Origin of the sequence: Mesorhizobium sp. M1348 (genome assembly GCF_040317925.1) — a bacterium.
Taxonomy (GTDB): Bacteria; Pseudomonadota; Alphaproteobacteria; order Rhizobiales; family Rhizobiaceae; genus Mesorhizobium.
This window is the reverse complement of sequence record NZ_JAMYLH010000009.1, coordinates 137,724-157,340: the sequence shown is the minus strand read 5'-3', so window position 1 is coordinate 157,340 and position 19,617 is coordinate 137,724. Positions and strand designations below refer to the sequence as shown.

The window sequence follows — 19,617 nt, the reverse complement described above, 5'->3', positions numbered from 1 at the left end:
AACATCCGGGGTCTCGATATTTCTTGGTTCTGTCAGTTCGCCGGCCGCCGCGTTGCGGCAAGGCGAGCGCCGGGATCTTCAGCTTTGCGAGGCAGTCACCCGCTCAAGCCGCTCGAGAATGCGCGGCCAACCGCTTCCCATGCCGATGTAGCCGCGCTCGTCCTCGGACCGGAACCCGGAATGCTCCATGCGCACCCGCGTCGCCGTACCTTCGGGCGTCAACGACCATGTCACCACGGTCTTCAGACCGCTGTCGGATTCGGTGCCGTCGCCCCAGCTGTAGGCGAGCAGGCGTGGCGGCTCGATCTTCAGCACCTCGCAGTTCGTCACGCCGGACCAGCCAGGCACCGGCGTCGCGCGAAAGGTAAAGCGATGGCCTTGCTCAGGCGCAAAGTCGTTCTCCATCAGCCATTCGGCAACCAGATGCGGCACGGTCAGTGCGCGCCATATCTTTTCAGCCGCATGCGGGATCAGACGCTCGACGACAATGGATTTGGTTTCGATTTTGGTTGCTTCAGTCATGACTTCGGACCCGTTGTTTGCGGTTTGGCTGGGCTATTCAACAACGCGCTCTCCATGAGAACCAATAACCCATCAGCTATGAGTTACGTATAACGCTTAAGTTATGAATGTGTCAAGCGGCGGAATGGCAGGCGCGCCCGCAAGCACATTGAGCCAACACTTCCGGCTTTCATCGCACCAGACCCGATGCTACCGCTGGCCAGCTGAAATCATCGACGGATCGCCCATGATCGAGACCGAACGCCCTCGCCTGCCGCTGATCGAGATCTGCGTCGAAGGCACAGACGGCCTGCTGGCCGCGCAAGCCGCAGGCGCCGACCGTGTCGAGCTTTGTGCCAGCCTGATCGAGGGCGGCATCACGCCGAGCTTCGGCACGGTGCGCACAGCGCTCGAGCTGGCGACGATCCCGTTCCACGTCATCGTGCGGCCGCGCGGCGGCGATTTTCTCTATAGCGAAGCCGAATATCGTTCGATGCTCGCCGATGTCCGCGCGCTTGCCGAGCTCGGCGTCGCCGGTGTCGTTATCGGCTGCCTCGCGGCCGACGGCACGATAGATGAGCAGCGCATGAGCGAACTGGTGAAGGCGGCGGGGCGATTGAACGTCACCTGCCACCGCGCCTTCGACATGACCCGCGACCCGACAGAGGCACTGGAGGCGCTGGTCCGCTGCAAGGTCGGCCGCGTGCTGACCAGCGGCCAGCGCGACACGGCACTGGAAGGCGCGGACCTGCTCGCCGATCTTGTCAGGCAGGCCGGCGGCCGCATCATCATCCTCGGCTGCGGCGGGCTTGATCCCGAGAACATCGGCAAGGTGCGGAGGAAAACCGGGTTGAGCGAAATGCACTTCGCCGCGCTCAAGGACGTGCCGAGCGCCATGCGCTACCGCAACCCGAAAGTCGGCATGGGCGGCACCGACCTCGACCGCGAATACCGCAACACCGTGACCGACGAGGCGATGGTGGCGGCAACCATCGCCGCTGCCCGGACATGATGCCGGATGACAGAAGAAAACATGATTGAAACGCATTTCCCGATCGAGCAGGTCTCGCCGCGTGATGAGCCCGCCATCCTCGCGCTCAACAACGAGCATGCTGCCGAATTGTCGTGGCTGGAACCCGAGCGCCTGTCCTTCCTGCTCGGCGAAGCGTTTTACACGCGCCGCATCGGCACGCTCGAAGCCTTCATCATGACCTTCGACCAGGACGCCAGCTATGACAGCCCGAACTTCCTGTGGTTTCGCCAGCGCTATCCGCGGTTCGTCTATGTCGATCGTGTCGTGGTCGACGCCAAAGCGCGCGGCCGCGGCCGTGCCCGCCGGCTGTATGAGGATCTGTTCGAGCAGGCGTCACGCGCCGGCCAGGCGATCGTCACCTGCGAAGTCAATGCCGAGCCGCCCAATCCGGCTTCGGACGCTTTCCATGCCGCACTCGGCTTTGTGGAAGTGGGTGACGCGGTAATCCACGGCGGCAAGAAGGCGGTACGGTATTATGCAAGGCGGATTGCCGGCTGAACGGCGTGCGCCGTTCGCCCTACCAATTGCGGTTCAGCCAGGAGCGGGCCGGCTTTTCGACGATGTAGTAGCTGCACAGCGCGCAAGCGAACACCGCCGCCAGCATCAGCCACGGCGAACTGCCTTGTATGTCGACGAATTGGTAAAAGGGCTGCTGCCAAAGATAGAGCGAATACGACCACAGCCCCAGCATCGTCATCGGCAGGGAGGATAGAAGCCCGGTCAGGTGCCGGCTGCTGAAGTCGAGCGAGTTGACGGCGAGCGCCAACAGCGGCACCGCGACCAGATAGTGGATCGGGGTTGGCACGGCAGCCATGAAAAGCAGCACAGCTATGACTGAGGTCGCCAGGGCGACATGCGGACCCTTGAGCAGCGCCGGCAGCCTGTCGTCGGCCTTGAGCAGGCATATCACCGCCGACAGCAGGATCGAGGCGATGTGCACGTCGGTGCGCCAATAGGAGCCCTCGTAGCCTATTCCGAGCGCCCAGTATGAGATGGCGCCGTTTGCCATGGCCAGCACCGACAATGCGCCGAGCAGCACGATGACCCGGGACCGCCCCGAGACGACGACGCTGATCAGCGCCAGGATGATATAGGCGTGCTCTTCGACGCAGAGCGACCAGATATGGTCGAGCGCGCCGGCGCGGGTGACGAGAATTCCGGCATAGTTGTAGGTGAATGTCAGCGCCGTCAGCGCCGCCTTCCACTTAAAGGCGATGAACGTGCCGGACAAGGCAACCATCGCGGCAACGACAAAAATCAGCAGTGCCGGGTAGATGCGGGAGAACCGGCGCTTGAAGAATTTTTTCAGCGGATAGTGTTCGACGAACAGTATCTCGGCCATCAGCCGGCCGCTGAGCACGAAGAAGAATTCGACGCCCAGGACGCCGAGATTGATGCCGGGAACGGGGAAGAAATGGCCGATCAGCACCAGCGCGATCGACAGGCCGCGCCAGCCGTCGAGATAGGCAAGCCTGGTTCTTGCCGAGCTGTCGGCGACAGGCCTGGACACTACAAGACGCGTCGCGGAGATGTCCGTCATGCCGGTCCCTTCTGCGACAGGCGGGCTGGAGGCCGCATTCTCAGCCATATTGCAGTGCACTAAAACTTTGTGCAAGTGCGAGATAACGACACGCCCGAAGTACGGGACGCACAAAAAAGGGGCCATCAAGGCCCTTCCCAAAACCGACGGTCTGCAGTCTCAGGCGTTGGCGGCAGCCGCCGCCATCGCGGTGCGATGTCGCCTTCCGTCTGTGAGCGGCCGCGCGGACGCCGTCAAACGGCAGAAACTTCAAATCCATCATGTTGGCTCATTGCCAAAGCGCCGCTTCAAGACAACAATGACCTCGACGCCGGCGCGCCAGACGCGCACAAAAAAGCGTCGGAGGAAATGGAGGAGGAAGCCGCTGGCCAAGTCACGGACGCGCTATGCATGCGGCCTTTCGGTGCTCACCACCGACGAATCTGACGCGGATGCGTTCGCCCGGGCGGTGGCAGCGGAAGCAGTGGCCATCGACGCCGGGTTTGCCCTCCTGTTTTTCTCGCAGCGTCTCATAGAGGCCGTCGCCCTGTCGGAAGCGCTGAAGACCCACGCGCCGGCGCTCCACTATGCCGGCTGCTCGACGGCCGGTGAGATAACGCCCAAAGGGCTGGAGGAAGGCCAGATCCTGGCTATGCTGTTTCCCTCCGCATCGTTTTCGGCAGCCAGCACCATGGTCGAAAATCTGTCCTCATCGGGCATGGACGGGATTACCGGCGAAGTCGAGGCGCTGAGACGTTCGTTACGCGAGCGCCTCGGGCACGAGCGAGCCGACACCACTTTCGCGCTCTGCTTGATCGACGGGCTGTCCTATGCCGAAGAAGCGGTGACCTCCGCCATCCATTGGGGGCTCGACGATATTCCACTGATCGGCGGGTCGGCTGGCGATGATTTGAAATTCGAGACAACGCGGCTGATCTCGAACGGCAAAGTGACCTCCGACAGCGCCATCATCGTGCTGATCACCACGGAAATTCCTTTCCACGTGTTCAAGACCGACAATTTCGTTCCCACCGACGAGAAGCTGGTGGTGACGGCATCCGATCCCGACCACCGCATCGTGCGCGAATTCAACGCCACCAATGCCGCCGAGGAATATGCCGCCTCGGTCGGCGTCGTCGCGCAGATGCTGACGCCACTGAGTTTTGCCTCGCACCCGGTGGTGGTGAAAGTGGGCGGCGAATTTTACTGCCGTTCAATCCAGAAGATGCACGCGGACGGCTCGCTGTCGTTCTTCTGCGCCATCGACGATGGTGTCGTGCTTGCCGTCGCCCAGCCCAAGGACATGGTCGAGGCGACCCGCGCCGCGCTCAGCGACGTCCGCGAAAGGCTTGGCGGCATCGACCTGATCCTCGGTTTCGACTGCGTGCTGCGCCGGCTCGACGCGCGCAACCGCCAAGTCTATCGCGAGATTTCGGAACTCTACAAGGTCAACAACGTCCTCGGCTTCGGCACCTATGGCGAACAGTACCGTTCGATGCATCTGAACCAGACCTTTACCGGCATCGCCTTCGGTGAACGCAACGCGGCCGAAGCGGCGGAGTAGGAAATCCGGGATGCCGCTGAGGAACATCGACGACCTGGAAAGGCTGAAGAAGATCAACGCCGCGCTGATCAGCCGCGTCGAGCGTTCCATGGACCAGCAAGGCAATGCCTTTTCGCTGTTCCAGACCGCCATTTCGCTCGAGAACCGGGTGCGCAACCGCACCGAAGAGCTGCATTCGACCTTGCGCCGGCTGGAGCAGTCGAACATCGACTTGAACGCGGCCAAGGAAAACGCCGAGCTGGCGAACCTGTCCAAGACCAGGTTCCTGGCGGCCGCCAGCCATGACGTGCTGCAGCCGCTGAACGCCGCGCATCTGTCGGTCTCGGCGCTTGCCGAAGTACAGACCAGCGACGAAGGCAGAAACCTGGTCCGCCAGGTCGAGCGATCGCTTGAGACGATGGAGGACCTGCTCCGCACCTTGCTCGACATTTCCAAGCTCGATGCCGGCGTCGTGCAGCCCGACATCACCGATGTCAGCCTGGAGACGCTGTTTTCGTCTCTGCGCTCGGATTTTCAGCCGGTCGCGGAGATGAAGGGGCTGACGCTGAAGTTCCGGCCGGTCAATGCGCTCGTATGTTCGGACCGAACCTTGCTGCGCCGCATCCTGCAGAACATCCTGTCCAATGCACTGCGCTATACCCGCTCGGGCGGCGTGTTGGTCGGCACCAGGCATCGCGGCGACACGATCCGCATCGACGTCGCCGATACCGGCTGCGGCATCCCCGACGACCAGCGCGAGGCGGTGTTTGAGGAATTCCATCGCGGCGCGATCCCGACGGATGCCGGGCTTGCCGCCGGCGGGCTGGGGTTGGGGCTGGCCATCGTGCGCCGCATCGCCGCGGCACTCGGCCATCCCGTCACGTTTTCGTCGAAGGTCGGACATGGCACGATTTTCCATATCGACGTTCCGGTCGGGATCGGCGACACAGCCGATCTAATCGCCAGCACCGCCGAGATGGAGCGGCCGCGTGGCTACGGCCTGTTCGGCACAAAGGTGCTGCTGGTCGAGAACGACATCGACGTGCTGCAGGCGATGACCTCCCTGCTCGAGCGCTGGCAATGCCTGGTGCGCCCCGCCACTTCGACCGGTGACGCGCTCGACATGCTTGGCGATACCGACTGGTTGCCAGATATTGTCATAGCCGACCAGCATCTCGACGGCGGCGACCTCGGCACCACCACAATCGCCGAGGTCCGTGATTATCTCGGTCGCGCCGTGCCCGCGCTGATCGTCACCGCAGACGGCTCGGAGACAGTCGCCAAGGCCGCCCGCGCCGCCGGCATCGAGCTGATGCGCAAGCCGCTGAAGCCAGCGCAGCTGAGGGCGTTGCTGGCACATCTGCTGGCTTAGAGAATGACTAACGCGATCCTCGACTACTTGGGAAAACCGGCGTCATCTCCTTTGACGTCACCGCCGTTTGAGTCCTGGGAATTCAAACGAACTGTTGACAATGATCTTCCGGAAATCCGCATAGACTACGTTTCTGCGCGTAACAGATTTTCCTTCATCTGCGATAGCGATGAAAAAATAGACACCATATTCATAGAGGCTGATAATTTGGATCGAAGCCTCCTGGACATTTCCTTTTCACTCAGCCGCAACGACGTGCTGCGTATATTGGGCGTGCCCTCAAAAAGCGGCGCGGCACGGAGAGATCCTTTTTTGGGTGAATACGGCCGTTGGGACCGCTTCGACGAGGCGCATCATTCAATACATATCTCATATCACGCTCATGCAAACCGGATAACAAGGGTGACGCTTATGCGCGCCGACGCGGTGCCGTTGACTATGCCGGGCATGCCATGCGCGACTGAGAGGACCCGGGAAACCACAATGATAGTGCAGTTCTACGGCATCACCTTCGACTTGCCCGTCGGATGGGAAGACATAACTGACGACCTCCCCGAGGGATCGCCGCCTACCTTAGAAATTACGGTGACAGTGCACTTTTCTACTGTTCGCCCGGCCGTCGTTGTCCGTAGATCGACTGCACGGCTCGCCTCGCCCGCCTTATCGTTCCCGGTCTGCCGCACTAGGTAACGCAGCTGACCGGGTTGCGGTGCAAATCGGCAAAGCCGTGAACCCACGAAAATGAGGCAGGCGACGAAAGAAACATGGTGCACCTGTCACCGATTTTGAATTGCAGTGATTGAAACCGTCGCGGACAAGGCCAAGAACGACGCTGCCGGGGAACAAGGGGGCAATGAAGGGTGTGCCGAACAAAACAATGACCAACAGCAATAAGAAAAAAGTTGAACACTATACATCTCCCTTTTGGCGCATTCTTCGAGGAGAGGCTGTGTACCAACTTGATGAAACGTCAGTGCCGGAAGCCATCAATCGGGCGCTTGGTCCCGACCCTTTTTGGGAGAAAGGGGAGAATATAATGTGCTTCGACGACCTCGAGGTCGGACTAGACGAAACAAACGAATTGAAAACTGTTCGGTACTACGGCTTATATCCTGGGAAAACCAGTAAGGGCGAGATCAGGCTTCCAAAGCTTGATAGCGAAAGAATTTCCAAAAAACTATTACAAATGAGTAACGTTGTGGAATATCTAATGATTAACTCTGTCGGATTCAACTACGATAAAACGTTTGACAGCGATTCCGACCGTGGTCTTCGCCTGCACGATGGAGGAAGTATTCATTTATATAACAAAGCTGGAATCTTCTATCTTGGTTCGGTTTTTTTGATGAAAATTTAGAACAACAGAAGGGGTGAAGAGTCCATCTTTGTTCGCAGGCGACCGTGAGATCAAAACCCCGCATGGTCCCGAAACAGCTCGGCATTGTCGAGCTTCGAGACCTCGATCACCGCCTGGGTGCGGCTGTAGACGTTGAGCTTGCGCAGGATTTCGGAGACATGCGCCTTGACGGTGGTCTCGCCGACCTGCAGCTCATAGGCGATCTGCTTGTTGAGCAGGCCCTGGCGCAGCATCTGCAACACTTTGAGCTGCTGCGGCGTCAGCGTGGCCAGGCGCTGCACCATCTCGGCGCGGTCGGTGCTGTTGGCGTCGGGCGGCCGGCCCTCATAACTCCCAGGAACATAGATCGCGCCTTCCATCACCGAGCGGATGGCCGCGGCAAGATCGCTCTTGCGCGCCGATTTCGGGATGAAGCCTGCCGCACCATAGGACAGCGCCTCGGAAATGATCTTCGGTTCCTCATAGCCGGAGACGATGACCACCGGCAGGCGCGGATAACGCGTCCTGAGCTGCAGCAGTCCGTCGAAGCCATGCACGTCGGGCATACTGAGATCGAGCAGCGCCAGGTCGAACGGCTTGGCATCCGTCAGAAGCTCGAGCGCCTCGGCAATAGAGCGCGCCTCCACCGTGTCGACCTCCGGATAGGCCATCTGCACGGCGCTGTGCAGCGCCTCGCGAAACAGCGGATGGTCGTCAATGATCAGGAACCTGGCGCGATCGGTCATCAGCTTCATTTCGGTTTGGTCTGGCCTAGAATAGTCCTGCAACCATGGCCAGCTTATTGGCAAATAGTACATTGCCATCCTGGCTTGCTAAAGCAGAATGTGCCCATGATTTCCGCGGCGCCATGCGACAGGCCTGGCTCTTCCGCCATCCAATGCCTTGCCCGTCCGCCCAAATCGGCCGAATGTGCGGGGGACAGATCCGCTGAAACAGAGACAGTGCATGACCGGCTTCGTCCTTCCCCTGCCCGCAACCCCGTCGGTAGCCGTCGCAGGCTCGCCGGAGCGTTTTGCGGTGCGCCGGATCTTCTGCGTCGGCCGCAACTACGCCGCGCATGCCCGCGAGCTCGGCAATGACGAGCGCGACCCGCCCTTCTTCTTCACCAAACCGGGCGACGCGGTGGTCGACGCGGCAGTCGGTTCGGGCACCACGATCCCCTACCCGCCGCTGACCCAAAACCTGCATCACGAAATCGAGCTGGTCGTCGCGATCGGCAGAGCCGGCTTTCGCATACCGCGCGAGCGCGCGCTGGACCATGTCTGGGGTTACGGCGTCGGCGTCGACCTGACCCGCCGCGACCTTCAGGACGAGGCGAAAAAGGCGGCAAGGCCGTGGGACTGGTCGAAAGCCTTCGACCGCTCAGCGCCCTGCGGCCCGCTGGTCCCGGCGCAAAAATCCGGTCATCTCGAAAAGGGTCGCGTCTGGCTCGCGGTCGACGGCGAGATCAGGCAGGACGGCGACCTCGCCGAACTGATCTGGCCGGTTCCCGACATCGTCTCGATTTGCAGCGAGGCGGTAGAACTTCGGCCCGGCGACCTGATCTTCACCGGAACGCCAGCTGGCGTCGGCGCCATTGGGCCGGGCGAAAAGATCACCGGCGGCGTCGACGGCATCGGCGAAATCGAACTGACTATTGGCCAACCGGGCCCGTGATCCGATGAGCGACCTCATCCTTCACAACTACTACCGTTCCTCGACCTCTTACCGGGTGCGGATCGCGCTGGAGATGAAGGGCCTGGCCTACGAGTACGTGCCGCATCATTTGCGCCACGGCGAGCATCTGGATCCCGCCTACCTCGCGGTTAATCCGCAAGGGCTGGTGCCGGCGCTGATCCTGGGCGACGGCACGCTGCTGACGCAGTCGCTGGCAATCATCGAATTTCTCGACGAGACCACGCCAGAGCCGCCGCTGCTGCCCAAGGATGCACCCGGCCGGGCTCGCGTCAGGATGCTGGCGCAGATGATCGCCTGCGACATTCATCCGGTGAACAATCTGCGCGTGCTGACCTCGCTGCGCACACTGTTCGGCGCCGGCGACCAGGATGTCGTCAACTGGTTCCGGCACTGGGTCAACGAAGGCTTCCAGCCGCTTGAAAAGATTCTGGCTTCCTCGCCCGAGACCAAGACATTCTGCCACGGCGACACGCCGGGGCTGGCCGACATCTGCCTGGTCGCGCAGGTCACCAGCAATGCCCGTTTCGGCGTCGACATGACGCCCTACCCGACTATCTCGCGCATCCATGCCGCCTGCATGGCGCTGCCGGCGTTCCAGAAGGCCGCGCCGGAGAACCAGATCGATGCCGAATAGAGAAGCCAAAGATCCAGATGAAGCGAAAACGCTCGCCGACATCGAAGAATATGGCTGCCACATTCTGTATGTGCTGGAAGAAGGCGAGCATCCGCCTTTCAGCTACTCGGTGGGGATAGAGCACAATTTCAATGCTCCTGAACTGGTCGTTGTCGGGCTGAAGCCAGAGCTTTCCCAGTCTGTCATCAACCAATACTGCAGACGGGTGTGCAACGGCGAGATTTTCCGCATCGGGCAGCGATCGTCTGGTTTCATAGGCGGCTTCGACTGTCAGTTCGGCTCGGTCCATGTGGAGCACTACCCTGAACATTTCGGTTGGGACATCTGGTTCTACGACGGCCTGGGCTTCCGGGTTATGCAGCTTATCTATCCTACGACCGAAGGCATCTGGCCGTGGGATCCTGAAGCGAGCGAGTGGTTTCGAAAGCGGCAACCGCTTCTCGACACGCCGCCGGCATCAAGCTAACTCCGAACAACCGCCTGACCAATGCGCCGTTATTGAATTGAAACTTATGAAAGCCTTGTCATGAAAGCCGTCGTCTTCGAAAAGTTCGGCGAAACGCCAACGATCCAGACCGTTCCCGATCCGGAGCCGGCACCGGAAGGCGTCGTCATCAAGGTCGAGGCGACTGGCCTCTGCCGCAGCGACTGGCATGGCTGGATGGGCCACGACGACGGCATCCGCCTGCCGCATGTGCCGGGCCACGAACTGGCCGGCGTCGTGGTCTCCGCAGGCAGCCAGGTGACCCGCTGGAAGGGCGGCGAGCGCGTCACTGTGCCGTTTGCCGTCGGCTGCGGCCGCTGCTTCGAATGCACCTCGGGCAACCACCAGGTCTGCGAGCATCAGTTCCAGCCCGGCTTCAGCGCCTGGGGATCGTTCGCCGAATATGTCGCCATCGACCATGCCGACACCAATCTCGTGCGCTTGCCCGACGAGATGGAATTCGCCACTGCCGCCAGCCTCGGCTGCCGCTTCGTCACCTCGTTCCGCGCCATCGTCGATCAGGGCCGCGTGACCCCCGGCGAATGGGTGGCCGTGCATGGCTGCGGCGGCGTCGGCCTGTCGGCGATCATGATCGCCAGCGCCATGGGCGCCAATGTCGTCGCCATCGACCTCACCGACGAGAAGCTGGACTTCGCCAAAAAGATCGGCGCGGTGGCGACGATCAACGCGGCAAAGACGCCGAACGTGGTCAAGGCGGTCAAGCAGATCACCAATGGCGGCGCGCATATGTCGATGGACGCGCTCGGCCACCCCAGTACCTCGTTCAATTCGATCGCGAACCTGCGCCGCCGCGGGCGCCACGTGCAGGTCGGCCTGATGCTCGGCGACCACGCAAGGCCGCAGATACCGATGGACAAGGTGATCGCCTTCGAGCTCGAAATCCGCGGCAGCCACGGCATGCAGGCGTTTCGCTACCAGGCGATGATGGAGATGATCCGCACCGGCAAGCTCAAACCCGAACTGCTGGTCGGCAAGAAGATCAGCCTCGAGGAGGCGCCGGCCGCTTTGATGGCGATGGGCGGCTTCGAAGGCATCGGCATCGGCGTGGTGACTAGATTCTAGATTAACGAAAAGAGGCGCAGACCTCCCGCACGCAGGCTCGCAGCCAGCGCTGCGCCGGATCGGCATCGAGCCGCGGATGCCAGAGCATTGAGATGGTGACCTCGGCAACATCGACCGGCAACGGGAAGCTGTACATGCATGCGCGCGCGCCCAGCGTGTGCCGCTCGGGGACGCTGGCGATCAGATCGGAGGCGCGCGCCATGGCGAGCGTGGCCGAGAAGCTGGAAACCATGCACGCAATCGTCCGCTCGAGGCCCAGCGGCTTCAATGCCTCGTCGATCGGGCCCTTTTCGCGGCCACGCCGCGAAACGCTGATGTGGCGACCGGCGGCATAGCGTTCCGGCGTCACAAGGCCCTCGCTCAGTCTATGTCCCGTTCGCACCGCACCGATGAAGCGGTCGCGAAACAGCGCCTGAATGCGCATTTCAGGGCTCGTTTCACCGGCAACCCCGATTTCAAGATCAATCCCAGCGTCGCGCAGCGCCATGTCGTTCTTGTCGGATTTCGGCGCAAAACGCAGCCGCACGCCGGGCGCGTCCGCTTCGATGCGGGCGACAAGACGCGGCGCGAACTCCTCGACGAAACTTTCGTTGGCGCGCAGCGTGAAGACTTTGTCGAGAGCAGAGAGGTCGAGGAGCCTGGCCGGGCTCAGGAGAGCTTCCGCATCCTGAACGACGCGGCCTACCTGTTGCTGCAATTCCAGTGCGCGCGGCGTCGCAACCAGGCCACGGCCGGCCCGAACCAGCAATGGGTCGCCTGTCGCCTGGCGCAACCGCGCCAACGTCCGGCTCATCGCCGAGGGACTGAGGCGTAGCCGCCCGGCCGCGCGCGCCACACTGCCCTCGGTCAGCAGCACATCGAGGGCGACAAGCAGATTGAGATCGGGCGACGACATGGAGGGACCGTAGCACAGTTCAATCGTGACGTGGCGTTCAATGCACGAATAAAATGCAAGTGCTGCGTCTTCCGCCACATCAAGCCGGGGAATAGCTTGCGGCAGCTCCGATCCTGGGGCTGTCGGCAAAGGAGTTCACCTTGGCATCGATCGCTGAAAAGACTTGGAACGAAGTTGCCCCGGTGAGCGCCCGCTCGGCCCGATGGGCATTGGCAAGTCTGTCGCTTTCAACGCTGCTGTCGTCGCTCGCCACCAGCATCGCCAGCGTCGGGCTGCCATCGCTGATGCAGGCGTTCGGCGCATCGTTCCAGCTCGTGCAATGGGTTGTCCTGGCTTATCTGCTCGCCATCACCACCTTGATCGTCAGCGCCGGGCGGCTCGCCGATATATTCGGCCGCCGACCGCTGTTGCTCGGCGGCATTGCCCTGTTCACCTTCGCATCGGTGCTTTGCGGGCTCGCGCCGACGCTCTGGCTGCTGATCGCCGCAAGGGCGGCACAGGGGCTCGGCGCGGCCGTTATGATGGCTCTGACGCTGGCCTTTATCGCCGACACGGTTCCCCGGGAAAAAACCGGCAGCGCCATGGGCCTGCTCGGCGCCATGTCGGCGATCGGCACCACGCTTGGCCCCTCGCTTGGCGGACTGCTGATCGCCGGCCTCGGCTGGCGCGCGATCTTCCTCATCAATCTGCCGTTGGGAGCGCTGGCCTTCGCGCTCGCCTGGCGCGTCCTGCCGGCCGGAAGAAAGACAGCGGAACCGGATCGGCGCGGTTTCGACGGGATCGGCACGGCTTTGCTCGCTCTGACGTTGGCCGCCTATGCGCTCGCCATGACCCTTGGGCGCGGCAGTTTTGGTTTTCTCAATGTCGGCTTGCTGATTGCCGCCGCCGTGGCTGGCCTGCTGTTCGTCATTGCGCAGACAAGGGCCGAGAACCCCTTGATTCAACCTGCCAGATTCCGCGATCACGCCTTGAACGCAAGCCTTGCCATGAACCTGATCGTCGCCACCGTGATGATGGCGACGCTGGTGGTCGCGCCATTCTATCTGTCGCGCGCACTTGGGTTGAACGCAGCCATGGTCGGGCTGGTCCTGTCGACCGGCCCTCTGGTTACCGCATTGGCGGCACTGCCGGCCGGACGCCTGGTCGATCGTTTCGGGGCGCACCGGATGATGATCGTCGGCCTGTTCGATCTCGCTATTGGTACCTTTGCTCTGTCGCGGGCGGAATTCGGTATTGCCGGCTATGTCGTACCAATCATCATCGTCTGTACCGGCTACAGCCTGTTTCAGACCTCCAACAATTCAGCCGTGATGACCGATGTGGCATCCGACCAGCGCGGCGTCGTCTCCGGCCTGCTCAATCTGTCGCGCAATCTCGGCCTGATCACCGGTGCGTCGGTGATGGGCGCGGTGTTTGCCTTCGCATCGGCTGGCGGAAGCGAAGGCACCGGTCAGCAGATATTGGCATCTGCGGCAGCCGCACGCGGCATGCAGGTCACCTTCCAGGTCGCGACGGCCCTGGTCGTGGCGGCGCTGATCCTTGCGATTATTTCTGATCGCCGCGGCCAGCACGCTTAGCTGAGCCGCCAGCGACAAACTCCAGCATCAGTTCAGCAGCCCTGAGCGCATGCGTCTCCAGAAGGAAATGGCCTGCGTCGAAGACGTGAGCCTCCATCCGGGGAAGATCCATAAGCCAGGACTGAACCTCTGCAACGTCGAAGAAGGCATCGTGGCGACCCCAAAAAAGCATCGCTCGGGGCTGATGCTTCGCCAGATAATCAGCCACTTCCCCGAACCGGTCGACATATCGGCCGTAGTCGGCAATGAGCGCCTTCTGCAGATCAAGTCGTCCCGGCAGACACATGACCCGCCAGTCTTCAATCCAATTACCTGGATCGATCTGCGCCGCGATCTCGGCTGGCAGGCCGGCGACGTACTGGTCGCGGGCTCCCTCGAGGGTCAGATGGGCGGTGGCGGCCTGCTGGTTCGCAGCATTCGGCGCAGCCCAGAAGTCCAATGTGTCTGCCCATTGCGGACCAAAGCCGGAGCGGTGGGCATTGGCATTCTGGATAACGAGGCCTTCGACGAGTTCCGGCGCGCGCATGGCGAGATGAAGCGCTACCGGGGCTCCGAAATCATGCAAATAGAGAAACCTGCGGCCAACGTTGAGACGCGAGAGCAGCTCGTCAATCGCGCGGGCCAGCATGTCGAACGATGCCTCGGGCGGCAGATCGGACGCGCCGAAGCCCGGCAGGTCAGGCGCCACGACATAGACGCTGCCGGAAAGCGGGGCAATCACGTCGCGAAACGTCCGCGAGGAGCTGGGAAAGCCGTGCAGCAGCACGAGCGCGGGCTTGGAAGCGTCACCAGCCGTCCGGACGGCCACCTCACCACCGGAGGACAAGGCTATCTTCTGGACCCCAGGCACCAAAATTGTACCTTTCCTCCACGCCGATGCAGGCCACCTCGCTCCTTGCGTCACGCTGGCCGATTCGGCGCCTCAGAGGCGTCGTTTCGCCAGGTCGGCAGCTCTTGGTATCAATTGGACGCGATGGTATCGAGTTCAAGAGTATGCTGGCGCACCTATCTCGCATATCTCTTGGCACCGACGACGCAAAGCACGACGGCGGCGGTGACGGAGATCATGGCGGGACTGAACTGCTCATGCAGCAGCGCTGCCGCCAGCCCAAGGCCGAAGAAAGGCTGCAGCAGTTGCAACTGCCCGACCGCAGCGATGCCGCCTTGCGCCAGGCCGCGATACCAGAACACGAAACCGATCAGCATGCTGAACAGCGAGACATAGGCCAGGCCAATCCAGGCGCCCCTGCCGGCACTTTCGAGCGACGGCGGCATGGTGATGAACGTCAGCGCCAGCATGACGGGCAGCGACAGCACCAGCGCCCACGAGATCACCTGCCAACCGCCGAGCTTGCGCGACAGCGCCGCTCCTTCCGCATAGCCCAATCCGCACACGATGATGGCGGCCAGCATTAAGATGTCGCCGAGCGGCGAGACCGACAGGCCTTGGGTGACTGCAAAACCGGCGACAAGGACGCTGCCGAGGCACGAGAACAGCCAGAACGCCGGCTTCGGGCAATCACCGCCTCGAACCACGCCGAAGATCGCGGTCGCCAACGGCAACAGGCCGACGAAAATGATCGAGTGAGCCGAATTGATGTGCTTGAGCGCCAGCGCCGTCAGCAGGGGAAAGCCGACCACGACGCCAAGCGCCACGATCGCCAGCGGGAGCAGATCTCGCCGCTCCGGGCGCTTCTGGCGAAAGAGAAGCAGCAGCGCCAGGCCGAGGATGCCCGCCGACGCCGCACGGGCGACCGTTACGAACACCGGATCGAAATCCATCACCGCCACGCGCGTCGCCGGAAGCGAACCGCTGAAGATCAGCACGCCTATGAACCCGTTGACCCAGCCACTCGCCGCCCAGCCACTTGCCGCCTTGTCCATTGATGCTCCGCTCGTTTTCGCCCTCTATCGGGCCGGGCGTATGGCTCCGCCAGAGACAATGAGGTACAGTTTGACAAAACCGTCATGGTAGGCTGAGCAGTACGGATGGATGAGCAGACGACAACAGATGAGGGCAGCCGGACGCTTGTCGAAAGCGTCATGGCGACGATCAGGCACAGGATCGCCGCGCGCAGCCTGACACCGGGAATGCGGCTGCCTTCGATCCGGGCTTTCGCCAAGGCCATGCAGGTTTCCAAGTCCACCGTGGTCGAAGCCTATGAGCGTCTAGCGGCGGAAGGCATGATCCGCTCGCGGCCAGGCTCGGGTTTCTATGCCGCCGGACAGTTGGCTCCGCTGTCGCTGGCCGAGATCGGCCCCAGGCTTGACCGTGCTGTCGACCCGCTGTGGGTCTCGCGCCAATCGCTGGAAGCCGGCGACGGCGTCCTGAAACCGGGTTGCGGCTGGTTGCCGGCGTCATGGATGCCCGAGGCCGGATTGCGCCGCGCGCTGCGGACGATGGCCCGCGCCGACGATGCCGCGCTGACCGACTACGGCACGCCGCTCGGGTTGCCGGCGCTGCGCCATCTGCTGGCGCGGCGCATGGCCGAGCACGGCATCGAAGCCTCTCCGGACCAGATCATGCTGACGGAGTCGGGCACCCAGGCGATCGACCTGCTGTGCCGGTTCCTGCTCGAACCGGGTGACACTGTGTTGGTCGACGATCCCTGCTATTTCAACTTCCATGCCCTGTTGCGCGCCCATCGGGCCAAGGTGATCAGCGTCCCCTACACGCGCTCGGGTCCGGACATCGAGCTGTTCGCGCAGGCACTGAACGAGCATCGGCCGCGCCTCTACATTACCAATTCGGCGCTCCACAATCCGACAGGCGCGATATTGTCGCCGGTCGTTGCTCATCGGGTGCTGAAGCTCGCCGACCAGTCGGGGCTGACAATCATCGAGGACGATATCTTCGCCGATTTCGAACACACGCCCGCGCCCCGGCTGGCGGCCTTCGACGGGCTCAGCCGGGTCATCCACGTCGGAAGCTTTTCCAAGACGCTGTCGGCATCGGTGCGCTGCGGCTTCATCGCCGCTCCTCGCGACTGGATGGAAGGATTGACCGATCTCAAGATCGCCACGTCGTTTGGCAGCGGTCGGCTTGCATCCGAACTGGTACTGGCGCTGCTGAAGGACGGTCTCTATCGCAAGCACGTCGATCTGCTGCGCGCGCGGCTCTCGCGCGCCATGGAAGAAAGCAGCACCCGCCTCAGGGCGATCGGCATCATGCCATGGATAGATCAGCCGGCCGGCATGTTTTTATGGTGCAGGCTGCCGGAGGGGATAGATGCCGCAGATGTCGCCCGCCACGCTCTGTCGGCCAATGTCGTGCTTGCGCCGGGCAATGCGTTCAGCCTGTCCCGGTCGGCCAGCCGTTACATGCGCTTCAACGTCGCGCAATCGGGAGGCGACCGGATTTTCAGGGCGCTTGAAGACGCGATGTCGCGTTGATTGCGCTGCCGCAAAACTGAGGCTGAACTCTCAGGTGCCGGCCCGCTTGCGGCGCGCATAAAGCATGACGAGCGTCTCGGCGGTCAGCGCCGGCCTCTGCTCGCCTTCGATCTCGACCGTATTGGCAGCCTTCATCAGATATTGCCCCGGACCTTTGTCTTCCATCGACAAGAGCGTGGTGCGCAGCCTGATCCGCGAGCCGACCCTGACCGGCGCCACGAAACGCACTTTGTCGAAACCGTAATTGAAGGCGGCCTGCGTGTTTTCGGGTACGATGCCCATCTCGAGCGCCAGCGCGCCGATGATCGACAGGGTCAGATAGCCATGCGCGATGGTGGTGCGGAACGGGCTTTGCCGCTTCGCCCGCTCCGGATCGACGTGGATCCATTGATGATCGCCAGTGCATTCGGCAAACTGGTCGATGCGGTGCTGATCGACCACTGTCCAGTCCGAGACGCCCAACTCCTGCCCGGCCATCGCCCTGAGTTGCTCGAAGGTCGGCGGCGTCCTCGGCCGTATCTGCGTCATTCCTGCTTTCCCGATCGCTTGCCTGTTCCGGACCACGACGGGCCGCCCCTGTCAATTCGCCAATGCGATTCCAGCGCATAATCTTCGGCCGAGCCGCCGGTCTTTGCCGCCGGCAAGTGTGCTGCCGGGGAACAGCTTACTTCTTGTTGTGGCCGGCGCGGATCTCCTCCATCGCCTCCTTGATGCGGCTGCGCAGGATTTCGATCGATTCGGTGCCGGACGCCCTCGCCAGTTCGGCCATCTCGCCGGCATTCTTCAGCGCGGTCTCGAAGGATCTCCTGGCGAACGCCGCCTGCTTCTCCATCATTTCCTGGGGATTGCCGGGCGCCCTGTAGTTTTGTGCCATGTCGGTGATTTCGCGCAGCGTGTCCTGCAGCATCTCGCGTTGCCTGGACAACAGCGCCGACGCTCCGGCGGCACTCGCCCGGGCCGACTTCTCCAGCGCTTCTAAGTTTTTGCGGTTGTGAGCGAGGATCGCCTCGACGTCGACATTCGGCAGCTTCAGGTCGCGGCCGAACTTGCTGAACATGTCGATGAAGGACTCGGACTCCGGTCGTTTTGCCATGCTGGTTCTCTCCCCCTGTTGCCGTGAACGCCACCACTGCACGGAAGATAGTGCAGCAAAGCTCAGCGGTCCATTCGGACGAGTCAGCCGACGAGAAACAGCCGTTCGGCGGTGTAGAGCACGAGCCCGGCAAGGCCACCGATGATCATGCCGTTGAAGCGAATATATTGCAGGTCCTTGCCGATGTTCATTTCGATCAGCCTTGTCAGTTGCGCGAGGTCCCAGCGCTTGACCTGGTCGGCGATGAATTTGGACACGCCGCTCTTCTGGCTTTCGACGAAGGATGCAAGCGCCACGATGAACCCCTGGTTCATGTCGGCCCTGATCTGCGCGTCGTCGGCAAGATGGCGGCCGACCTCGACGAACATGGTGGCGAGATGGTCGCGGATCATCGAATTCGGCGCCTTGGCGTCCTGTTCGATGAACAGCCGCAGGCTGTCCCACATATCGCCGGCCAGCGAGCTGAGTTCTGGCCGGGCAAGGAAATCGCGCTTCAGCTTTTCGGCGCGCCTGGCATATTGTTTGGATGTCCTCAACCGCTCGACGAAGGTCCCGACGAAAAGGTCGAATTCGGCTCGCATCGGATGGTGCGGATCGGCGCGCACTTCATCGAGCAGCGAGCCGGCCGATGCAACGATCTTCTTCAACAGATAGGCGTCGGCGCGAAACAGGTTGAACAGCGACGGCAGTTCCTCGCGGATCTTCTCGCGCATCGTCGCCAGCGCCTGCTCGTCGCTCAAGAAGCGGCCGACCACCTTGGTGAACTCGTCGAACAGTTTCTGGTGGCGACGGTCGTCGGTCAGCGCCGACAGCAGCTCGGCGGCGAGCGGCGCCAGCGGCACCTTCTCGATCTGCTCCAGCATACGGCTGGTGAAGAAGCCGCGCAGTCCGGATTGCTCGACCGCCGCCAGCGTCTGCGGCACCAGCCGGCCGACGAAGCGCGACAGGTCGGCGGCGCGGTTCGGGTCGGCCAACCAGTCCGCGACCAGCGCGGAAAAGTCGACCTCGGCGAGCTTTTCGCGCACCGGTTCCGGCGCCAGGAAATTCACCTCGATGAAGCGGCCGAGATTGTCGGCGATGCTATTCTGGTTTTCCGGAATGATGGCCGTATGCGGGATCGGCAGGCCAAGCGGCCGCCGAAACAGCGCCACCACCGCATACCAGTCCGCCAGCCCGCCGATCGTCGCCGCCTCGGCGAAAGCGGCGACGAAGCCCAACCACGCATGCCGGCTCTCGAGCGATTTCGCCACCGCAAAGACCAGCACGCAAAACGCAAGTGCTGCGGCGGCGACGAACTTGGTGCGCCTGAGCGCCGAAAGCTTGGCGTCGGCATCGGCGTCGAACCGGACGGACGCGACGGATGCAAATGCCGGGGCTGGTCGTGACATGATGGGCCGCTCCTGATCGTGTATGCGAACTTATCTAGTGTCGCCTGCCCCAGAAAGCGCGCCGCTGG

The 19,617-nt window shown here is 62.4% G+C and carries 21 protein-coding genes; 12 read left to right on the top strand and 9 right to left on the bottom strand.

Translation table 11 applies throughout. The features are described 5' to 3' along the window. Positions 1-78: 78 nt before the first annotated feature. Positions 79-522, bottom strand: a complete 444-nt coding sequence (locus NKH13_RS17755) for an SRPBCC family protein (protein WP_352721040.1) — start codon at positions 520-522, stop codon at positions 79-81. A 226-nt stretch (positions 523-748) separates the two neighbouring features. Between NKH13_RS17755 and NKH13_RS17750 the strand changes: the two genes are divergently transcribed. Beyond that, positions 749-1,513, top strand: coding sequence for a copper homeostasis protein CutC (locus NKH13_RS17750; RefSeq protein WP_352913346.1), 765 nt, complete (start codon positions 749-751; stop codon positions 1,511-1,513). A 21-nt stretch (positions 1,514-1,534) separates the two neighbouring features. Then, a complete protein-coding gene (locus NKH13_RS17745) occupies positions 1,535-2,032 on the top strand; it encodes a GNAT family N-acetyltransferase (protein WP_502914236.1) in 498 nt (165 codons plus the stop codon). A 19-nt stretch (positions 2,033-2,051) separates the two neighbouring features. On the opposite strand, the gene NKH13_RS17740 is transcribed toward NKH13_RS17745, so the two are convergent. Further along, positions 2,052-3,074 (bottom strand): acyltransferase family protein, encoded by a 1,023-nt coding sequence (locus tag NKH13_RS17740; RefSeq protein WP_352913343.1) that lies wholly within the window; start codon positions 3,072-3,074, stop codon positions 2,052-2,054. A 403-nt stretch (positions 3,075-3,477) separates the two neighbouring features. On the opposite strand from NKH13_RS17740, the gene NKH13_RS17735 reads away from it, so the two are divergent. From NKH13_RS17735 to NKH13_RS17720, 4 genes are all read left to right on the top strand, one after another. Then, positions 3,478-4,617 (top strand): FIST N-terminal domain-containing protein, encoded by a 1,140-nt coding sequence (locus NKH13_RS17735; RefSeq protein WP_352913342.1) that lies wholly within the window; start codon positions 3,478-3,480, stop codon positions 4,615-4,617. Positions 4,618-4,627: 10 nt separating this feature from the next. Then, a complete protein-coding gene (locus NKH13_RS17730; RefSeq protein ID WP_352913340.1) occupies positions 4,628-5,968 on the top strand; it encodes an ATP-binding response regulator in 1,341 nt (446 codons plus the stop codon). A 3-nt stretch (positions 5,969-5,971) separates the two neighbouring features. After that, a complete protein-coding gene (locus NKH13_RS17725) occupies positions 5,972-6,658 on the top strand; it encodes a DUF6392 family protein (RefSeq protein WP_352913338.1) in 687 nt (228 codons plus the stop codon). Positions 6,659-6,821: 163 nt separating this feature from the next. Beyond that, positions 6,822-7,325: a hypothetical protein gene (locus NKH13_RS17720; RefSeq protein ID WP_352913337.1), complete on the top strand. Its 504-nt coding sequence runs from the start codon at positions 6,822-6,824 to the stop codon at positions 7,323-7,325. Positions 7,326-7,375: 50 nt separating this feature from the next. Here the strand turns inward: NKH13_RS17720 and NKH13_RS17715 are convergent, their stop codons facing one another. Continuing rightward, complete coding sequence (locus NKH13_RS17715) at positions 7,376-8,059, bottom strand: response regulator (protein WP_292662956.1); 684 nt, start codon at positions 8,057-8,059, stop codon at positions 7,376-7,378. Between the two features lie 211 nt (positions 8,060-8,270). On the opposite strand from NKH13_RS17715, the gene NKH13_RS17710 reads away from it, so the two are divergent. The 4 genes from NKH13_RS17710 to NKH13_RS17695 are packed head-to-tail and all read left to right on the top strand — an operon-like array spanning position 8,271 to position 11,203. Then, a complete protein-coding gene (locus tag NKH13_RS17710) occupies positions 8,271-8,981 on the top strand; it encodes a fumarylacetoacetate hydrolase family protein (protein WP_352913336.1) in 711 nt (236 codons plus the stop codon). Between the two features lie 4 nt (positions 8,982-8,985). Further along, on the top strand, positions 8,986-9,636 hold the full coding sequence (gene maiA, locus NKH13_RS17705; protein ID WP_352913334.1) for a maleylacetoacetate isomerase: 651 nt from the start codon (positions 8,986-8,988) through the stop codon (positions 9,634-9,636). After that, positions 9,626-10,102: a DUF4262 domain-containing protein gene (locus NKH13_RS17700; RefSeq protein ID WP_352913332.1), complete on the top strand. Its 477-nt coding sequence runs from the start codon at positions 9,626-9,628 to the stop codon at positions 10,100-10,102. The genes maiA and NKH13_RS17700 overlap by 11 nt, the downstream gene beginning before the upstream one ends. Positions 10,103-10,162: 60 nt before the next feature. Next, positions 10,163-11,203, top strand: a complete 1,041-nt coding sequence (locus tag NKH13_RS17695; protein ID WP_352721058.1) for a zinc-dependent alcohol dehydrogenase family protein — start codon at positions 10,163-10,165, stop codon at positions 11,201-11,203. A 1-nt stretch (position 11,204) separates the two neighbouring features. Here NKH13_RS17695 and NKH13_RS17690 read toward each other — a convergent pair whose 3' ends face one another. Next, entirely contained in the window at positions 11,205-12,098 is an 894-nt protein-coding gene (locus NKH13_RS17690; RefSeq protein ID WP_352721060.1) for a LysR family transcriptional regulator, read from the bottom strand. Between the two features lie 140 nt (positions 12,099-12,238). Between NKH13_RS17690 and NKH13_RS17685 the strand changes: the two genes are divergently transcribed. Continuing rightward, on the top strand, positions 12,239-13,675 hold the full coding sequence (locus NKH13_RS17685) for an MFS transporter (RefSeq protein ID WP_352721062.1): 1,437 nt from the start codon (positions 12,239-12,241) through the stop codon (positions 13,673-13,675). On the opposite strand, the gene NKH13_RS17680 is transcribed toward NKH13_RS17685, so the two are convergent. After that, a complete protein-coding gene (locus tag NKH13_RS17680; RefSeq protein ID WP_352913329.1) occupies positions 13,644-14,501 on the bottom strand; it encodes an alpha/beta fold hydrolase in 858 nt (285 codons plus the stop codon). The two genes, NKH13_RS17685 and NKH13_RS17680, sit on opposite strands and share 32 nt — an antisense overlap. A gap of 179 nt (positions 14,502-14,680) precedes the next feature. Next, positions 14,681-15,559: a DMT family transporter gene (locus NKH13_RS17675; RefSeq protein WP_352913327.1), complete on the bottom strand. Its 879-nt coding sequence runs from the start codon at positions 15,557-15,559 to the stop codon at positions 14,681-14,683. A 105-nt stretch (positions 15,560-15,664) separates the two neighbouring features. On the opposite strand from NKH13_RS17675, the gene NKH13_RS17670 reads away from it, so the two are divergent. After that, a complete protein-coding gene (locus tag NKH13_RS17670) occupies positions 15,665-17,068 on the top strand; it encodes an aminotransferase-like domain-containing protein (RefSeq protein WP_352913325.1) in 1,404 nt (467 codons plus the stop codon). A gap of 30 nt (positions 17,069-17,098) precedes the next feature. On the opposite strand, the gene NKH13_RS17665 is transcribed toward NKH13_RS17670, so the two are convergent. The 3 genes from NKH13_RS17665 to NKH13_RS17655 all read right to left on the bottom strand — a co-directional run bounded on the left by NKH13_RS17665 (position 17,099) and on the right by NKH13_RS17655 (position 19,549). Beyond that, positions 17,099-17,596: a MaoC family dehydratase gene (locus tag NKH13_RS17665; RefSeq protein ID WP_352721068.1), complete on the bottom strand. Its 498-nt coding sequence runs from the start codon at positions 17,594-17,596 to the stop codon at positions 17,099-17,101. 136 nt (positions 17,597-17,732) lie between these two features. Next, entirely contained in the window at positions 17,733-18,161 is a 429-nt protein-coding gene (locus tag NKH13_RS17660) for a phasin family protein (RefSeq protein WP_352721069.1), read from the bottom strand. Positions 18,162-18,244: 83 nt separating this feature from the next. Further along, a complete protein-coding gene (locus NKH13_RS17655; protein ID WP_352913323.1) occupies positions 18,245-19,549 on the bottom strand; it encodes a DUF445 domain-containing protein in 1,305 nt (434 codons plus the stop codon). Positions 19,550-19,617: the final 68 nt, after the last annotated feature.

Bases quoted from the DNA above. Each gene is read 5' to 3' on its own strand.
- maiA (WP_352913334.1), top strand. From the start codon at position 8,986: ATGAGCGACCTCATCCTTCACAACTACTACCGTTCCTCGACCTCTTAC.
- NKH13_RS17710 (WP_352913336.1), top strand. From the start codon at position 8,271: ATGACCGGCTTCGTCCTTCCCCTGCCCGCAACCCCGTCGGTAGCCGTC.
- NKH13_RS17670 (WP_352913325.1), top strand. From the start codon at position 15,665: ATGGATGAGCAGACGACAACAGATGAGGGCAGCCGGACGCTTGTCGAA.
- NKH13_RS17690 (WP_352721060.1), bottom strand. From the start codon at position 12,098: ATGTCGTCGCCCGATCTCAATCTGCTTGTCGCCCTCGATGTGCTGCTG.
- NKH13_RS17740 (WP_352913343.1), bottom strand. From the start codon at position 3,074: ATGACGGACATCTCCGCGACGCGTCTTGTAGTGTCCAGGCCTGTCGCC.
- NKH13_RS17675 (WP_352913327.1), bottom strand. From the start codon at position 15,559: ATGGACAAGGCGGCAAGTGGCTGGGCGGCGAGTGGCTGGGTCAACGGG.
- NKH13_RS17745 (WP_502914236.1), top strand. From the start codon at position 1,535: ATGATTGAAACGCATTTCCCGATCGAGCAGGTCTCGCCGCGTGATGAG.
- NKH13_RS17695 (WP_352721058.1), top strand. From the start codon at position 10,163: ATGAAAGCCGTCGTCTTCGAAAAGTTCGGCGAAACGCCAACGATCCAG.
- NKH13_RS17725 (WP_352913338.1), top strand. From the start codon at position 5,972: ATGACTAACGCGATCCTCGACTACTTGGGAAAACCGGCGTCATCTCCT.
- NKH13_RS17750 (WP_352913346.1), top strand. From the start codon at position 749: ATGATCGAGACCGAACGCCCTCGCCTGCCGCTGATCGAGATCTGCGTC.
- NKH13_RS17665 (WP_352721068.1), bottom strand. From the start codon at position 17,596: ATGACGCAGATACGGCCGAGGACGCCGCCGACCTTCGAGCAACTCAGG.
- NKH13_RS17755 (WP_352721040.1), bottom strand. From the start codon at position 522: ATGACTGAAGCAACCAAAATCGAAACCAAATCCATTGTCGTCGAGCGT.
- NKH13_RS17660 (WP_352721069.1), bottom strand. From the start codon at position 18,161: ATGGCAAAACGACCGGAGTCCGAGTCCTTCATCGACATGTTCAGCAAG.
- NKH13_RS17720 (WP_352913337.1), top strand. From the start codon at position 6,822: ATGAAGGGTGTGCCGAACAAAACAATGACCAACAGCAATAAGAAAAAA.
- NKH13_RS17700 (WP_352913332.1), top strand. From the start codon at position 9,626: ATGCCGAATAGAGAAGCCAAAGATCCAGATGAAGCGAAAACGCTCGCC.
- NKH13_RS17715 (WP_292662956.1), bottom strand. From the start codon at position 8,059: ATGAAGCTGATGACCGATCGCGCCAGGTTCCTGATCATTGACGACCAT.
- NKH13_RS17730 (WP_352913340.1), top strand. From the start codon at position 4,628: ATGCCGCTGAGGAACATCGACGACCTGGAAAGGCTGAAGAAGATCAAC.
- NKH13_RS17655 (WP_352913323.1), bottom strand. From the start codon at position 19,549: ATGTCACGACCAGCCCCGGCATTTGCATCCGTCGCGTCCGTCCGGTTC.